At 34.8% G+C, this 16,986-nt stretch carries 9 protein-coding genes and 2 pseudogenes; 1 reads left to right on the top strand and 10 read right to left on the bottom strand.

What is annotated here, in order from left to right; translation table 11 throughout:
- Nucleotides 1-342: 342 nt before the first annotated feature.
- The 6 genes and pseudogenes from HNR31_RS14325 to HNR31_RS14300 all read right to left on the bottom strand — a co-directional run.
- Nucleotides 343-600 carry a hypothetical protein gene (locus tag HNR31_RS14325; protein ID WP_181556909.1) on the bottom strand — a complete coding sequence of 86 codons (258 nt, stop codon included), beginning with the start codon at nt 598-600 and terminating at the stop codon, nt 343-345.
- A gap of 574 nt (nt 601-1,174) precedes the next feature.
- A complete protein-coding gene (locus HNR31_RS14320) occupies nt 1,175-2,380 on the bottom strand; it encodes a phenylacetate--CoA ligase family protein (protein WP_181556908.1) in 1,206 nt (401 codons plus the stop codon).
- A 221-nt stretch (nt 2,381-2,601) separates the two neighbouring features.
- A pseudogene (locus HNR31_RS14315) lies at nt 2,602-3,519 on the bottom strand (methyl-accepting chemotaxis protein); the annotation flags it as partial.
- Nucleotides 3,520-5,753: 2,234 nt separating this feature from the next.
- Entirely contained in the window at nt 5,754-7,076 is a 1,323-nt protein-coding gene (locus tag HNR31_RS14310) for a TIGR00366 family protein (protein WP_181556906.1), read from the bottom strand.
- 822 nt (nt 7,077-7,898) lie between these two features.
- Nucleotides 7,899-9,305: an amino acid permease gene (locus HNR31_RS14305; protein ID WP_181556905.1), complete on the bottom strand. Its 1,407-nt coding sequence runs from the start codon at nt 9,303-9,305 to the stop codon at nt 7,899-7,901.
- A gap of 227 nt (nt 9,306-9,532) precedes the next feature.
- Nucleotides 9,533-9,825: pseudogene (locus tag HNR31_RS14300) on the bottom strand (LysE family translocator); the annotation flags it as partial.
- A gap of 634 nt (nt 9,826-10,459) precedes the next feature.
- Between HNR31_RS14300 and HNR31_RS14295 the strand changes: the two are divergent.
- Nucleotides 10,460-11,878, top strand: coding sequence for an amino acid permease (locus tag HNR31_RS14295; protein WP_181556904.1), 1,419 nt, complete (start codon nt 10,460-10,462; stop codon nt 11,876-11,878).
- A 273-nt stretch (nt 11,879-12,151) separates the two neighbouring features.
- On the opposite strand, the gene ybaK is transcribed toward HNR31_RS14295, so the two are convergent.
- From ybaK to liaG, 4 genes are all read right to left on the bottom strand, one after another.
- Entirely contained in the window at nt 12,152-12,634 is a 483-nt protein-coding gene (gene ybaK / locus HNR31_RS14290; protein WP_181556903.1) for a Cys-tRNA(Pro) deacylase, read from the bottom strand.
- A 548-nt stretch (nt 12,635-13,182) separates the two neighbouring features.
- Nucleotides 13,183-13,338: a hypothetical protein gene (locus HNR31_RS14285; protein WP_181556902.1), complete on the bottom strand. Its 156-nt coding sequence runs from the start codon at nt 13,336-13,338 to the stop codon at nt 13,183-13,185.
- 70 nt (nt 13,339-13,408) lie between these two features.
- Nucleotides 13,409-14,548: an AimR family lysis-lysogeny pheromone receptor gene (locus HNR31_RS14280; RefSeq protein WP_181556901.1), complete on the bottom strand. Its 1,140-nt coding sequence runs from the start codon at nt 14,546-14,548 to the stop codon at nt 13,409-13,411.
- Nucleotides 14,549-15,509: 961 nt separating this feature from the next.
- A complete protein-coding gene (gene liaG / locus HNR31_RS14275) occupies nt 15,510-16,373 on the bottom strand; it encodes a LiaG family protein (RefSeq protein ID WP_258561097.1) in 864 nt (287 codons plus the stop codon).
- Between the last annotated feature and the right edge of the window lie 613 nt (nt 16,374-16,986).

Below are 16,986 nucleotides of genomic sequence, written 5' to 3'. Positions count from 1 at the left end.
TAAAAGTTTACCGAGTTTAAGAATCATAGAGACTACTTCTGCCTTCTGAGAGCAGTGCGATCAATTTAAAACACAAATATACACAGCACCATTCGATTTCCCAGCGGTGTTTAAAAATAGTTGTTTAATTTTTGAGTTATAAATACTTCAATGATTTAGAAAACAGAAACAAAAAATTGTTTAAAAATCGACTGTTCTTTAACTATCGTACCTGTTAATTGAATACTCTCTTTAATCTCTCAATATATACAAACATAGTACAAATTAGATAAATACAGATTTGTAAATCAAACAACTTTTTGTCATTCATCATCTGCTTAATTTCATAATTTTAATATACAATTATTCATCATCATCGTCTGGTTCAAAGTAATAATTAAAAATGCTTTTTAATACACTAAATAACGTATACCAGCCACCAAGAATATGCACAACAATATAAATTGGTACAGTAAGTTTAAAACCGAAATTATATTCATGATTAAATTCTTCAATAGCTTCAGGTATTTCTTCTTTATAAAACAAATAATCAATAATGGTTGCAATAGTTCCTGCAATAAGATGTGACCAAAGGAATAAACCTAAATAATACATTGTCATATTTGTCACCTCAATAAAAGTATTATATTTAGAGCTAAGCTACCCGTTAATACAACAAGAATATTAAACGACTTTTTTAGTATTAAACAACATTTTTGAAAATTAAAGAACTTTTTTATTACTCAACACGATCACCATGATTTTCAGACATTGGATACCTAAGTCTTATAGGAGTTGGGCGTTAAAGAAAGAAAAGCATTCCCTTCAAAACCATGAAGCAACTCACAATAACTAGAAAGACATGGAACTTCTGTGAACCCGCAAATGCGCCGAAAATACAGAAATTGTTTGAGTAGAAACACCAATTTATGTGAAGATAGAATCGTAAAAACAGGAATTTCAAGAGAGAGCTTCTTGAATTTTCTGGTCTTTGCTGTAGCGTAAGGTCGAAGGTCTTTTTTTTTGTAAAAATATAGATGATAACGTATAGCTTCATGTATGATTTTACTATGAATAAAAACGCAACACCTTAACTTAGGTGTTGCGTTCAAATACGGATCTTTTTCAAAAATGGCTACTTGACTTTTATTCATCCCTTGTTATCCAAAAGATTATCCTTGTTAATCGTTGTACCCTACTTAACGAGCACTTCAGGCTCATTGATAAGTTCGCGTTCAATATATGCATACTTCCCATAAGCAGGTTTTTCAGTAAGCTTTTCAAGCGGGATAATCTCTGTTTGTTGAATATCTACCTCAAAACCTAATTTTTCACTTAATTCATGTTTAATAGTAGAAATGATTGCTTCTCCTGCTGGTTCAATAAACTGACATAGAAATTGAACTCGATTACTTGAGATTTTCACTTTCCACATAAAAGGAACCTTACTAAGTGTATAAACAGCCTCTTGCAATTCATAAAAGTTTACAGATTTGTTTTGATATTCTATCACATCTTCTTTTCGACCATAGTGAATCATAATTGGCTCCGTTTTTCCACAATTGCATTGTGCCCCATCAATTAATTGAATAATATCTTGATTAGCATATCGCAAGAGCGGCATTCCTTCCCTTGCTGAAGAAATCACACAATTCCCTTTCACTCCGTTTTCGACAGGGATACCCGAATCATCTACTACCTCGATTTTCACATTTGGGTGATCAATATGGTAATGTCCATTTTCGCATGTCATAAATAATCCGCCCGTCTCCGTGCTTCCAAACAGCAAGTGAACCGGAACACCCCACATTTTTTCAATATATCTTTTTCTTGCCGGTGAAACGAGCTCACCTGCTAAAAGTAATGCCCGTAAACCTTTGGTAGGAAAACGAACTCCCATTTGCATACCGACATGGTATAGTTTTTCGGCTTCGGATGGAAGTAATGTCAAAATAGTGGGATTTGTTCGTTTCATAATTTCTACAACACGTCTATCGGGAGTCACCATACTTGCTTTATCAACACCGATATGAACAGCTCCAACCTTTTGTGATGCCCAATATACAATAAAAGCAGGGATTGCCATCGCAAAAGGGAACCGATTTAAGACGATATCATGTTCATTTAGATTTAAAGAAGATTGAAGAACTACCTGAGCTTCCTGTTCAATATCTTTATGACTGAACCAGCTTGGAGTCGGCGTACCAGTTGTTCCACTTGTCTCATGATAAGTTGCAACCTGATGTAAGGGTACACCTAGTACATCATATGTATCGACATTTCTAAGATCATCTTTCGTTGTAAAAGGGATACTGTTCCAATCCTCGAGATGAATATTTTTCAACTTTTTTTGGTATAGCTTTGATCGCATTGCAGTCTCGATGAATAATTGATTTTCCATCAGTCATTCTCCCCCTGTTGATTCGCATTATTCACTTTTTGATACAAACGGCGAGTGGACGAAAGGATCTTATTCGCTGCTGTTATTAATTCATCAAAAAGTTCATTCATATTTTGTATTTTTTCTACACCGCCTTTTTGAATCTTTTTAGTAAACTCTGTAATATTTCTAATCTCTTCAGAACCAGCTGAAAGTTGTTGAACAGCAGCTGAAACCTCTATAATTTGTTGTGAAACATTGTTCATGTCTGATTGGATCACTTCAAAAGCGTGTTTTGCGTCATTTACGATACGAATGCCATTCGTCACTTCTACTTTTCCTTCGTTCATATATTCCACTGATTTTGAAATATTTTCTTGGATGGAAGAAACAATTTCACTAATTTGATTCGTTGACGCAGTCGCCTCTTCAGACAGTTTTCTTACTTCATCGGCAACCACTGCAAAACCTCTTCCATGCTCTCCAGCGCGTGCTGCTTCAATAGCTGCGTTTAATGCCAATAAGTTCGTTTGGCTTGAAATTTCCGTAATTGTTTTGACGATATTTCCTATTTCCCGAGAATGCTTAGACAAATCGGTAATAACTTTGGAAAGATTTTCGACTTTTTGGTGAATCGATTCCATTTGACCGATAACCGTCTCAATGGCCTTAAATCCATCCGCAACAGCCTGTAAGGTTGTCGTGGACGTATTGGATACGTTCTGGGCATTTAAGGCGATTTGTTGGATGCCAGCTGAGATATCCATCATGGCTTCGGTACTTTTTTCTACATTTTCGGATTGAATGTTAGCCCCTTGCAAAATATCCGCCGCTATTTTTGATATATTTTTCATTTCATCACAAAGTGTTTGTAAAGAATCCTTTAATTCTTCGGTATCTTGTTCAAGGCTCTGGAAAAGAACCACCGTTTCATCATTCTCATTGGATAGATCTTGATCTTCTTTACGATTTTGCATTGATTCAACCGAAAACTTTCGATTAAAGAGAACCACAGTAACTAAAATAGAAATAAAGGAAGAAAAGATAGCAGATCCAATCAGCCAGTTAAAAGAATGTTTTACGAAATAAAGTAATAAAAGAATAGTAGGTAAGAAAAATGATATACTTAAAAGCCCGTTCATTTTAGTCTTCATACTCATACAATTACTCCCTTTTTCTTTTTAAGTGAACGTATCGTTATGTGTCTGATGAAATAAATTAAGTGAAACTCTTCCACAACACTTTTTATCCCCCCAAGTTGTACAAAATCAGAACTATATATTATCGAGGTCTTTCCAATCCATCTTTCTAAAAAATCTCTCACATAAATATGAAAAGAATCCCTGATGCAACTATAAAAGACTTCTCACTGCTGTGATTTTCGAAATTTTCTTCTTATATTTTATATTCTTACACACTTAATATCGGACTTAAGAATTATCATTTATATAGGAAAAATACCCTATTTCAAAGTAAGAGATTATATGCTAACTGTTCTTTTTTAAGATTTAACTTTATTTAGATTCATAAACATTCAAACACTTCTATTCACTGATGTTACTTTGATAAAAAGCACCATCATTGTGCGTTATCATGCCACCTCTTTAAGTAAAAAAACTTTCGTCATTTTTCTGTTAAGATAAAAAGATCCCTTGATTGCTCAAGGGAGGGAATCGTTGTACTTCGCAGCTTTATTTTTTTAACTAACAGTTTTTCTTTATATTTATAAATAAAATGGTAAATAACCTCTTCTTTTTAGACATATCAGGATCAAGTGCTGAACCAAAAGCTGTTCTTTTCTCCTCTTGACAAAATCTTCAAACAAATTGGTTTCTTTCTGATTTTTTTCCACTCGCTTTATCTCTCCCCAATCATGATCATTTCTATTTAATATTACGAATAAAACGAGGGAAATTTTGATGAATATAGACTGATTTGAAATATAAATCTAATCTCCAAACAACATCTGGAATCCTTTAGGAGAACAGAGAGCAGTAAAAAAAGTGAAAATGAATACATTTGAGACTAAGGGTTAGAAAGAAGATGCATCGACTTTCTTTTTGACCGCTTGAAATCAAGACGCTCCTCAAGCAAGGAGCTATATGAAAACACCTTTTATCGAACAATTTAATAATGTAATTCTCTAAGACTCTTCTAAAAATAAATGAAAGACCTTCACAAATTGAAGGTCTTTCATCTGCTTAATTGTTAGCTGAAAGAAGAACGATATTAGATAAACTCCGCCAAAAAGCCTAAATCCAACTGGTTCCCCATAAAGCATTTAGAAATATAACGTAAATCGTAAAGATTACAGACAATGTTAAAAGCAGTAAAGGTATAAACTTGAACTTGTCAATCTTTCTAATGGCTATAACAAAGATTAAGATTGTAATGAAGGTAGTAACATAAAATACAAAAATTACACTGTAAAACGTAAGTGGGCCTAAAAATAGACAAAGAACAGAAAATTGTACAAAAAAAGCAAAGTAAGAAAGTGAAATCCACTTTGAATTCCCTTCATTTTTTATGATTCCAATTATTGATAATATGATGGAAGCTATGATTAAAAGTGTAAGAGACCTTTCATACAAGAAAAACAAATTCTCTTTATAAACAGCAAATAAATAACCAACTATTGAAAGCGACAATATCGCAAGTAACAAATAAAAGTTTATTTTTATATACTTAGTTTCTTCCAAATTCTTTCCTCCTTTTTTCTCTCCATATTAAGATTGCTTTTATTCATTATTATATTTTCAGTAAATACCAACAAGGTGATTTAACATAGCCAATAAATGAGATCGATAGTATATCTGCGTAATAATCTAAAATATACCAAAAATAGAATATCTAGAGCAATATAAGGTATTGTGATGCGACCATATTTGACTATATAACTCTTTATAGAATGTTCAACATCATTATACAAAAAAGAAACATAAAAAAATGATTTCGCAAGTACTCATCATAAAAGATGATCTCATCTATATTAATATAAAGAATACACAACAAGGACGTTATCTCACTTCTGTCTAAAAAATGGATACAGAGAATAAGATACGTTCGAGGTGTTCAATGATATAAAGAATACAAAATTCAAGCCGTTGAGTTGTGCTTAGAGGACAGGCAAATCGATTGATCAAGCGGCAAGAGAACTGGGCCCTCTTATCCCCCCTTCACCGTTGGGTAACCGAATACAAAGAAAGCAATGGCACGAACTTTGTAAGCTCAGGCAGCATCAAGCCAAAAAAATCAAGAAATCAGTGAGTTATGCCGTTGTAATCAAGAACTGAAGGAGGAATTAACCATCCTTCTTCACCAGAACTCAGAAGTAATTTATGCTTTTGTTTTTTTGAAGATATGTCAAGTTTGTTATAATACTCAAGCCGGAAATCTAGAAAAATGACAGCCCAATCATAAAAATAATTCCAGATACTAATAGTGTAGTGACACAGTATCCCATAATATCTCTCACGCCTAAACCCGCAATTGCGAGAGCGGGGAGCGCCCAAAACGGTTGAGCCATATTCATCCATGCCTCACCGTAAGCAATCGCCATCGCTGCGATACCCGGATTCACTCCCAAAGAAGCAGCAGCAGGCATAATGAAAGGTCCTTGAACGACCCAGTGCCCTCCTCCAGATGGAACAAAGAAATTAATGACTCCTGAACTTAAAAAGGCAAGAATCGGAAAAGTATGCTCATTAGAAATAGAAATAAAGGCATTTGTAATAATACCACCTAATCCTGATTGCTCCATCATCCCTTGAATCCCAGCATAAAAAGGAAATTGAATCAAAATGCCAGCTGTACCACGTGCAGCGTTTGTGATTGCTTGCATATACGATAGAGGAGTACCGTGCAACAATAAGCCCGTAAAAAAGAAAAGTAAATTAACTGTATTCACATCAATTTTAAATCCTTTCGTCACAAAGTAATAAATCAAGTATGCGTATCCCATAGCGACAATGAGAAATGTTAAGATTCTGCTGTTTTCCATACGCACTGCGAAACTTTTCTCATCCGATATAGCCAATGATACATCACTTTTATCTTCAGCAAGTAAATTCGGATCAATCGTTACTACTTCATGAGGCTTCGGCATCATTAATTTTGTCATAATAGGCAAAACAATAAGAAGTGATATGGTAATAAATAGATTAAAATCTGTAAAAATAGTTTCCGTTAATGGGATAACCCCAGATATTTTCTCCATCGGATTGCCTGGCGTTGCTGCTAATAAAGGAATCGATCCAGAAAGTCCGCCGTGCCAAGTTAAAAAGCCTATGTAAGCGCTTGCGATTAACAACCGATAATCAGAGCCTGGAACCTTTTTGGCCACTTCTTTAGCAAATAAGGCACCAACAATTAAACCAAATCCCCAATTGATTAAAGATGCGATCGCTGCACCTAATGTCACTAGGACAACACCTTGAGCAGGAGTTTTTGCAATACTTGCAAAGCTTCGTAGCCCGCGTTTAACAAACGGTGAACTAGCTAGAGCATGCCCCGTAACTAAAATTAAACTCATCTGCATAGCAAACGCTAATAAATCCCAAAATCCGTCTCCCCAAAAATGAATCATATCTATTGGACTATGGGGAGTAAAGACAATTCCAGCCACAAACAAAATAGCCGTTAGAATAAGCGCAAACACAAAAGGATCAGGCAAAAATCTCTGTACGATCACTGTAAAAAAATTAGATAATAATTTCATATCATTCTCCTCCCTTATAAAATTATTTTTATAATTATAAATAAACATAATATTTCGAATTTTAATGGTATACCTCCTCCTATCTCTTATGACTAAAATAGGAATGAAGCGAACCAATTTTTAAGGATGTACATATGCCGCTAGTTCATGTTTTTATTTTTTAGTGCATTAATAACAAAAAAGAACATAATTATTGCAAAGACGCGAAGTAGATCGTTTTATGTCTGAGAAGTCGTGTCTCCAAGTTAGTCTTATATAAAACGACAGCTGTTTGGCATCTTATCTGTAGAATTGGAATTAATGTCCGCCACTACTTGGGTCACTAACCGATAGTGCTTGAACATTAGTAGATATCGTGTCTTCTACAGTTTTCCTCTCATCACCACTTTCCACTCCTAATACCAATAACAAGTAACAGCAACAATCTCCTCCCTTTCATCACATCCACATATATTATATATAACAAAAATGCCCGAAATTATGTTATTATCCTTAATTCCCCATCTATAACTCGGTATGAAATAAATAAAAAACTCCGCTTCTGCAAACCGCATCAGTTGTATATTAGATGAAAATGCACTTTATAATAAAATTGAACCAGAAAAATGATTCCTTTTTCTTTTCCTCTTTCCTCCAGATAAAATGACAGCTGAGCGCAAGTTATCTTTTTTGGCTTTCCGCTATTTTTAGGGTAGATAGCGATTAAAAAAGGAATTCCTATATAATAAGGAATTCCCCTTTTTCTTATACAATATAGCCTTATCATATTATTGATGTGATCCCGTATCATTGCAAATAGGGAAACAAATGTTTCCTTAAGTTTTACTGTTCGTTTGGAAAACTTTTCGCTAAGTTGCTCTTTCTCTTACCGTAAAATACATAAATGATCAAACCTATAATCATCCAAACTATAAAACGAATCCAAGTAATTTCAGGCAGGCTGATAATAAGGTAGATTGAAAATCCGATTCCAATCAAAGGAACTACCGGAACAAACGGCGTTCTAAATTTTCTTTCAAGTTCTGGTCGTTTCACTCGCAGAACAATGATGGATGCACAAATTAAGATAAACGCTGACAGTGTTCCAATGTTGACTAGTTCAGCTACCTCAGCAATCGGAGTAAATCCTGAAACGAATGCGGTAATCACACCAATTATTAAAGTCGGACGATAAGGTGATTTAAATTTAGGGTGTACCTTCGTAAACCATCTTGGTAATAAGCCGTCGCGGCTCATGGCAAACCATATGCGTGAACCTGCCAGCATAAAGGAAAATAACACAGACAGAATACCCGCAATAGCAGAAGCAGAAATGATGATCGTAATCCACTTCAATCCAACATCACTAAAGACTTTGGCTACTGGCGCTGCATCATTGAGTGTATGATACGGAGCCATACCTGTAATAACGAGAGACATTCCGATATACAGACATAGGGCAATAGCCAAGGACAATACGACAGCTATCGGCAGATCACGTTGCGGATTTTTTGCCTCTTCTGCCGCTGTAGTTAAGGTGTCATAGCCAAATACAGCAAAAAATACGAGAGCTGCTCCACTCATTACACCATGAAAGCCAAAAGGCATAAAAGGATGCCAGTTAGCAGAATCAACATAGAAACTTCCTACAGCAATCACCACTAGAATAATACTTAACTTAATAACAACCATGAGGTTATTAAATTTAGAACCCCATTCGATACCTAAGTAAAGCAAACCAGCAATGGCAAGGCTAACTAACATCGCAATCAAGTCTACTTTGTGACCAGCTCCAGTGCCCGGAGCGCCTTGTGCCCATGCAGGAAGGTGTATTCCAATTTGTTGGAGAATTTCTTGCATGTAACCAGACCACCCGATAGCTACTACTGCAACAACTAGGGTATATTCAAGTAATAAATCCCATCCAATCAGCCACGCTGCTACTTCTCCTAATACAGCATAGCTGTAAGTGTAAGCGCTTCCAGCAACAGGTATTAAACCAGCAAATTCTGCATAACACAGTGCAGCCGCTGCACTAGCCAGTCCAGCAATAATGAATGATAAGATAACTGCAGGTCCCGAGTGTTCAGCAGCGGCTACACCCGTTAATACAAAGATACCCACCCCAATAATACCACCTAAACCAATTGCAGTAAGTTGCCATAATCCTAAGACTCTATTTAGCCCTGTGTTTTTGGCACCCTCTCGTTGCAATTGGTCAATAGACTTTTTTCTGAAAAAAGCATTCATTGATGTCTCCTCCCTATTGTAACCTTTTAATAATCTAAAAAGAAACAAGTTTTAGATTATTTTATCATAATGGGGCGTGTTGCAAAAGTAAAATAAATATCCAATATTATGAAAATAATAAAAAACACGAATAAATCAGACTTTTTGTTAGTCTTGTTCCACGCAGTTGGTCTTTTTCCTTATTCAACTATCGCACCTACTAGTTGAACAAGGAAAAATGATATTTATTAAGACGCTTTTGTTTGGAATAGTTTTATACCTAACCCTATAAAAACAATGCCCGTTAATTTGTTTAATAGGTTTGCTATTTTTATATTTTCTCTTAGTTTTTAGTAGCGAATGAAGCAAAATATGCAACAATTAAACACCAAAGAGTACCAATAGTAATAAACGAAATTCCTAAAATAATAAAGGGAATGGGACCATAAGGATTGTCTGTAATAATAAATTGCGGAAGAAAAGAAATAAAGAATAAAGCTACTTTTGGATTTGTAACATTTGTTATGACTCCCTGCATATATCTCCCCTGATTCCAAATACTGTAATGAAGAAGGTTCAAATTTTAAAAGAGATTGCTAGAAATCTGGAGAATAGGAGCAAGGAAGAAAAATAAAGTTTTCTTCCTTTTTCTTTTGTTTTCTTACTGCTTCTAAGAATTTATCGATATCTGTTTGCCTTTCTGGACCAAAAACAACCGGATGCAAAACCGTTATATATTTATATCAATTTGCAATTCTTGCGCCCTTCTACTCACTAGAATTTCTCCGCATGGTGATAATAGTGATGAATCTCTTGGATTTTTATTTTCTTCATTCCTTACGCTCTCGATTTCGCGGCCATCGTCAATCGATGATCCGGCCCATAGTCACAATATTTCGGGAGCGGACATTTTTGATAGACTTCTCATTCCTCCAGCGTCAAATGAAACATGTCCTACTTTTCTCTTTAGACTTGTTTGGACATTCTAAATAATTAAGTTTTGAAATAATAAGGATTATTTAGAATTAATAATCTTTATTTCTTTAATATATTATCACTTTACCAAACTAAAATAATATTATATTATCTTACTGTAATACATAAAAATCAGCTAACGCATTCCTACTATTGTTTAACAAACCCACATCTAGAGTTTTATATAAGGAGGAAATCGCATGGCAACGAAAAAATGGGGCGTATGGATTTTAACCGCATTTGTAGTTGGAAATATGATTGGCGGAGGCATATTTATGCTTCCAGCTAGTTTAGCTCAAGTAGCAAGCCCGATGGGATCAACCCTTGCTTGGATTGCAACGGGATTTGGTGTATGGATGATTGCTCTTGTATTTGGAAATTTAGCTATAAGGAAACCTGAATTAAAAGCAGGACCGCAAAGCTATGCACAAGCGATGTTTTCTTCACCAAAAGCTGGGAATGTAGCAGGATACAGCATGGCATGGGGATATTGGGCAGCGAACTGGGCAGCAACTGCTTCTGTCATTATTTCCTTTGCAGGCTATTTAAGTACCTTTTTTCCGGTTATGCAAAGTAAACAAGTATTACTGACAATTGGGTCTTTTCAACTAGAAGTAGGAAAAGCTCTCACATTTACTGTATGCACCGTTGTTTTATGGGGAATTCAGTGGATTCTTTCTCGCGACTTCAACTATGCTGGAAACATTAATATTTTAACAACAGGAACAAAAGTAGTTGGCTTTCTTATTTTTATTATCTTAACCGTTTGGATATTTGATGCTTCTAATTTAGGAGATGGATTTCATTTTGTAAATAAGAAAGGACAGTCTTTATCTCTTACAAGCCAGATTAATGGGGCAGCCATTACAATGCTGTGGGCATTTATTGGAATTGAATCAGCTGTTATGCTTTCCAATCGTGCCAAATCACAAAAGGATGTAAAAAAAGCTACCCTGCTCGGATTAGTAATCTCTGTACTCATTTATGTCGGTATTACGTTATTGACAATGGGAGCTATTCCTCAAGAAGAATTACAGCAATCGCAAAAACCGCTTGTTGATGCTCTGCGTGCAGTCGTTGGTAACAATGGAGCTTATATTATGGCTATTTTAGCACTCATTTCATTATTTGGGTCTACAATTGGATGGATTGTTGTTAGTTCTGAGGTACCTTATCAAGCAGCAAAAGAAGGATTATTCCCAGCTTTCTTTGCTAAAACGAATAAAAAAGGGAGTCCTGTTCGTTCCTTGTTTATTACGAATTTCATGACACAGCTCTTTTTATTTTCAACGGTGTCTGGAACGGTAAACCAAGCTTACAACTTTGCTATTGTCGTAGCAACACTTGCCTATTTAGTTCCGTACCTTGTTTCTGTTCTTTATCAACTCAAATTGATCATTACAGGAGAGACATATCAAACAACAAAGAGATTGCGAATCTACGACGGAGTTATTACCATTCTAGCTCTGATTTACTCTGTCTGGGTTGTTAAGACAGGAACAGCAGATTGGAACACGTTCTTATTAGGAATTGGATTATTCGTTTTAGGGCTAGTATTATACCCTTTTATCATGAGAAAGCCTATCAATAATGAACAAGTGGAATCAAAAACAGCATAACTTCATGTGACAGGGGACCAAAGAACATCTAAGGTCCCTTTTTGTATACCATTCCATCGTCTAATTAGATTTCTCATATAGTATAACAGTACAAGCCTGTGCTTTTTCCTGTCTGCTACAAGTAGGACCAGCCCCATGTTTCTTGAGTGAAAGTATCTGTTTTACCGGGAATTGACCACAGAAACTTAATCACATCGTCTCATGTGAAGTAATCTTCATAAATGTATTTTTTTATTCGGTCTCAAAGTCCCCATCATTACTCCCTCGATTTATTCATTGCTTCTTTACCACTTCTTGCAGTGCAGCTTCTGTTACGCTTTGTAAAGCTTCCACGCTAAGTTCCACTTGCACGCCGATCCTGCCGCCGCTGACAATAATGTGCTCAAGTTGAGAAGCACTAGAATCAATAAAGGTTGGATAAAGTTTTTTCATGCCTATCGGCGAACACCCTCCGCGGATATATCCTGTCAACTTTTGTATATCTTTTACCGGCACCATTTCTACTTTTTTCTCACCCGTTACTTGTGCAGCTTTTTTCAAATCCAGTTCCGATTCCACAGGGATGACAAACACATAAATGTTCCTGCTGTTCCCCCGCGTTACTAATGTTTTATATACGAATCGAGGATCTTTCCCGATATTATGGGCAACAGAAATCCCATCGATTTTTCCATCTTGACTGTCGTAGGTAATGACATTGTAAGGAATCATTTTCTTATCAAGAACACGCATCGCATTGGTTTTTACTTTTGCCATTTTTTCTCCTCCATGTTCGTTTTAGATAAACCGCGTCCCCTTCTTATGTTACGGCTAAGCCCAACTTAGCTCAAGCTGGCGAACGGTTAAGCTGTGAACTAAAATTAACTTTTTTATAAACCACTCAAAGAGGAGTATTTTCAATGGAACAAACATGTTCTGTAATAGGTTTGGAAATCATGATAGTGTTCATTCTTTAGAAGCGTATGGTTTGGTAACTATAATAATTTCCAATAGAGCAGACTTTTTTATGTTCATTTATGTATTCATTCTGCGTTTTTGCATAAATATTTTTTATCCGTTCTTTAAATCTTCTTGTATGTTCCTGCCGAAATAAATAGATGTCCCTGTCATTTGCCTTTAGCTAGAAAGATTCAACAAATCTTAAAGAGGTATCAAACCTTTAAAATATTTATACAATATAATATATTTATTTACATGATTTACAAAGGATTTATACCAAACAAAAAAGCCTATTCAAAACGAATAGACTACCATGCATTAGTACGTTATTGTTCTCTCTATAATAAATATTAGAGGGGTTTTGATCAATGTCCGCCGCCACCTGGATCGGTAGGAGCAGGTAATGTTTGAACACTACTAGAAGTTGAAGCTGTTTCCGATTTTGTCCCATAGTCATTCGCCACACCTAATGTTAATGCAAAAGCAGCAATGAGAAGTGATGATAGAAATTTCCTCTTCATTATCATACCTCCTTTTCTTATATCTATTTACATTTTAACCTATATTTATGATATATTTCAACAAAAACACTTAATTTTCAGAACTATCTTTCACTAAATATCTTCTTGGCAATTGAGCGTAAAATAAATCTCCGGCTTTTAAAAATTCTTCTTCCGCAAATCTCATCAATTGTACATCCCCCAAAGCAAGCGCCTTATAGTAAATTTGAAACGGCGAAAGTTTTCCTCTTTCTTTTGCGATTTTCTCTAAAAGATAGAGCGCCCTTTCCTTGGAAGATTCATCCCGTTGTCGGGATAGATAATGGGCTTCTTCTGCCTTATCCGTTAAATATAAATTTTTATACATTCCATTCGTGATTTTGATAAAATCATGGGTTGCATAAAGCATGTTCTCACGGTTTTTAAATTTCTCTGACATCCCTAATTCTTTGAAATGTTCTATCGCCTTTTCGATGTAATAAATACTTTTGCAGTAATCACTGTATACATATATTTCCGCTAACAAACATAGCATAGAATTCACTGTTAACGGAAATTTTTCAAAATTCGATATATTTATGATCCCCCGCGCCACTTTGATAGCCTCTTCCAGCTGTAGTTGTTTCATATAGTATATGGCCATTACCTCTTTTATCCGGATAACATAAGACTCTCTTATATAGCGGTTTGTAATAGATTCAGCCTGATTTAAGGCATCCTGAGCAATAGGCAGAATCAATCCATATGATTTTAAACTAAGAAAACTATACAAAGAAGCGATCCTTACTAGAACTTGAACCTCGGGTATCTCAGTTTCATTTCCCATTTTAAATTTAATCATTTCTAATTCATTGTATAATTGAATAGGAGATAATTCGTTTTTATTTCGTTTTAACAAAAGAGAGTATAAATCGCTAAATTTGCTTGGATAGATATCTATTAAATCGGATAATAGCTCATAAAAACAGTTATTGGAAGCCCATTCCATTGCTTCCCTAATATCCTCTTTGCTTTCTGTGCTTAAACAATAATCCAAAATTAATGGCTGTTGGTTATCTTTATCAAATAAAAGATTGATGATTTGTAAAAAATCACTAAAATTCAACTGCCTTGTGCCATTAAAAAACTCATTGATACATGTTAGTGATACATTTAGCATTTTCGCCAAATATGATGGTGAAATCTCTTTTCGCCCTAACTCCTGTCTGATTTGTGATATTATCTTTCTCACTATATCCCCCCTCTACTATTTTTAAATTTTTCTATGAAACAATAATTCTTAAATAGGAGGTAATTAATCTAATTGAAACCGAGCGAAACATTATTAAAGATTTAGTTCTTATAATATCATGATATAAATATCATGATTCGATAATTACAGGAAATTTTCTTTTCTATTCAAACTACGTCGTTCCCCCTTTTCCGACTAAAAACAGAATACAAACATACCTTCCATTTAATGAAAAAAGGAAATGTCTCAACACTATATTACAAAATATTTATATAGTCAATATTTGAGCATTTGAATATAGTTTCTATATTGTAGACGAAAAAACCTTTACAATTCAATCATGAAAAAATTCCACTAACATCTCCTACCATTTACTTTTCCTGCTCTATATTGATTGATATATTTGAACGTCTTGCTCGCTTAATACGTTTATTGTGATTACTTCCTTTGAAACTAGAACTCACCTCCTTTAGTGAGTTCTTTCTTATTTATTGCATTTTTCGCAACAGCAAAAGTAAAAAGCAGCGAAATTAACATTCTTAACGAACATGCAGGAAAAATTATGCATACTGAATTACATAATTGGTAGCCCCTTCTCTACCGGTGATAACGTAGAGATCCTTCTACAACTTTAAAACAAAAAGGCACACGATTCACTGACTATTGACGGCCAGTTACTGTGGAATTACAGGATATGTTCTTTGAAGCATTGCTAGACAAGTAACAGAGAGGAATAAATGAATTAGGGGCTTGCCTATTTGAAAGCATAAGCACTCTTATACTAGGAGTTTTATTTGAAAAGCAGCCTGAAACCTGAATAAAGAAGGTTTAGGCTGCTTTTGGTTTTCTTTCGAGTGTTAGTCGACAACTATATGTCATTTTTATAGCTTAGGGAACATCATTCATTGTTTTTGAAGTTAGATACACAAAACTAAATAAGTTGCCTCTTTTTTGCGTTATTTTAATAAATATTGATGTTGCCGCTTGATACGGTTAGATCAATCTGATGCTTCCCAGACCCATGAATACCTTTAATGTTTTTATTACTTATTTTTTTACTAGTTAGCGGGAAATCACATGTTATATTACCGCTACTTGTCTTTCCATTTAAAGTAAAGTCAGCATTGGTCGGCAGATTAATATCGACCTTTCCTGAACTTACTTCAATATCAACTGAATCTATTAATTTGTCCATTTGTACATTTAAATTTCCAGATGATAATTCAGCCTTAATAGCTCCAATATAATGCTTTACATTGAGATTTCCTGAACTAACATCAAATGATCCTGTTTCTGTCGTTAATGAATCTATCTCGACATTACCTGACGAACCATTGTGCTCAAAATATTTAACCGATAAATTCTTTAGGTTGATGTTGCCTGAGCCTACATCTAATAGTAATTCATTTAATTTCATCGGTTCATTTTTGGAATGGCCGGAAAAACTCAGATTCCCTGAGCCTAGATTTATAGCCATATTTCGATCATAATCTTTAGGAATATAAATATTCAGTCTCGCCTTTTTATTGAATAAAAACCAGTCAAACCATTTCCTTGTTCGTTTCACACTTACCTCTACCTTGTCCCCGTGGCGTTTAACGATCAATTTTCCCTTTCCATCTAGATCTGCCTTTAAATCTTCTCGTTTTTCCGGAATAATCGTTGTGTTAACACCTGAAACATCAATTTCAATCATATCAATTTTCTTAGATATAACGGACTGAGTTCCTTGATTTCCAAAAGACAACCAACTAAAGTCAATTGGATTAAAAAAGATAACATATAATCCAATGACACCCAATAGAATCATAAAAAATCCTTTCAATGTTTTCCCTTCTTTCCATAGTATTTTTAGTTTCCATCATTAGCTTTTGCTTATCCTTTAGCCATTCCTTGCAGCAAGAAGAAATATCACTTCCTATTTTTATACAAACATATTTCGTTAGAAGCTTGCATGATCTCCCCCCATATCTTGAACCAAACAATAATTTTTCATTTAAATCTACCAATAAAACGGGCTTGCTCCATATTGATAAGTCTCTAGTACAAGCAGCTTACCTAAACAAATACTCTAACAATACTTCTCCAAATCCTCACCTCTTAGAGAAGATGATGAGCCTTATCAACAACTAATTCTCAAAAACTCCAAGCAGCATAGAGATAAATTGGCTTAAAGAATAAACCTAAACCCATTTCAACCAAAATTTCTCTCCCTTTTCCATCTTAACGATACAAAGAAAAGAGATTCTCCGAAATAGACCTGAAATGTATATTCAAATAAGGCTTGAGACTTATTTATGATGAATTTATTAAGTGGCGTTGGAAGGGAAAACACTTATATCTGAACGTGTTGCAAAACGCATAGTGAATGCATAAATGTACACAAAAAATCCACCCGTCTTGGAAATCATATACAGTGACCTAAAAAACACATTTCC

Source organism: Thermaerobacillus caldiproteolyticus, assembly GCF_013761245.1.
Classification (GTDB): domain Bacteria; phylum Bacillota; class Bacilli; order Bacillales; family Anoxybacillaceae; genus Thermaerobacillus; species Thermaerobacillus caldiproteolyticus.
This window is presented reverse-complemented; position numbering and strand designations above follow the sequence as displayed.

Coding starts and splice junctions, on each gene's coding strand:
- HNR31_RS14310 (WP_181556906.1), bottom strand. CDS start 7,076: ATGAAATTATTATCTAATTTTTTTACAGTGATCGTACAGAGATTTTTG.
- HNR31_RS14295 (WP_181556904.1), top strand. CDS start 10,460: ATGGCAACGAAAAAATGGGGCGTATGGATTTTAACCGCATTTGTAGTT.
- HNR31_RS14325 (WP_181556909.1), bottom strand. CDS start 600: ATGACAATGTATTATTTAGGTTTATTCCTTTGGTCACATCTTATTGCA.
- HNR31_RS14285 (WP_181556902.1), bottom strand. CDS start 13,338: ATGAAGAGGAAATTTCTATCATCACTTCTCATTGCTGCTTTTGCATTA.
- HNR31_RS14320 (WP_181556908.1), bottom strand. CDS start 2,380: ATGGAAAATCAATTATTCATCGAGACTGCAATGCGATCAAAGCTATAC.
- HNR31_RS14305 (WP_181556905.1), bottom strand. CDS start 9,305: ATGAATGCTTTTTTCAGAAAAAAGTCTATTGACCAATTGCAACGAGAG.
- ybaK (WP_181556903.1), bottom strand. CDS start 12,634: ATGGCAAAAGTAAAAACCAATGCGATGCGTGTTCTTGATAAGAAAATG.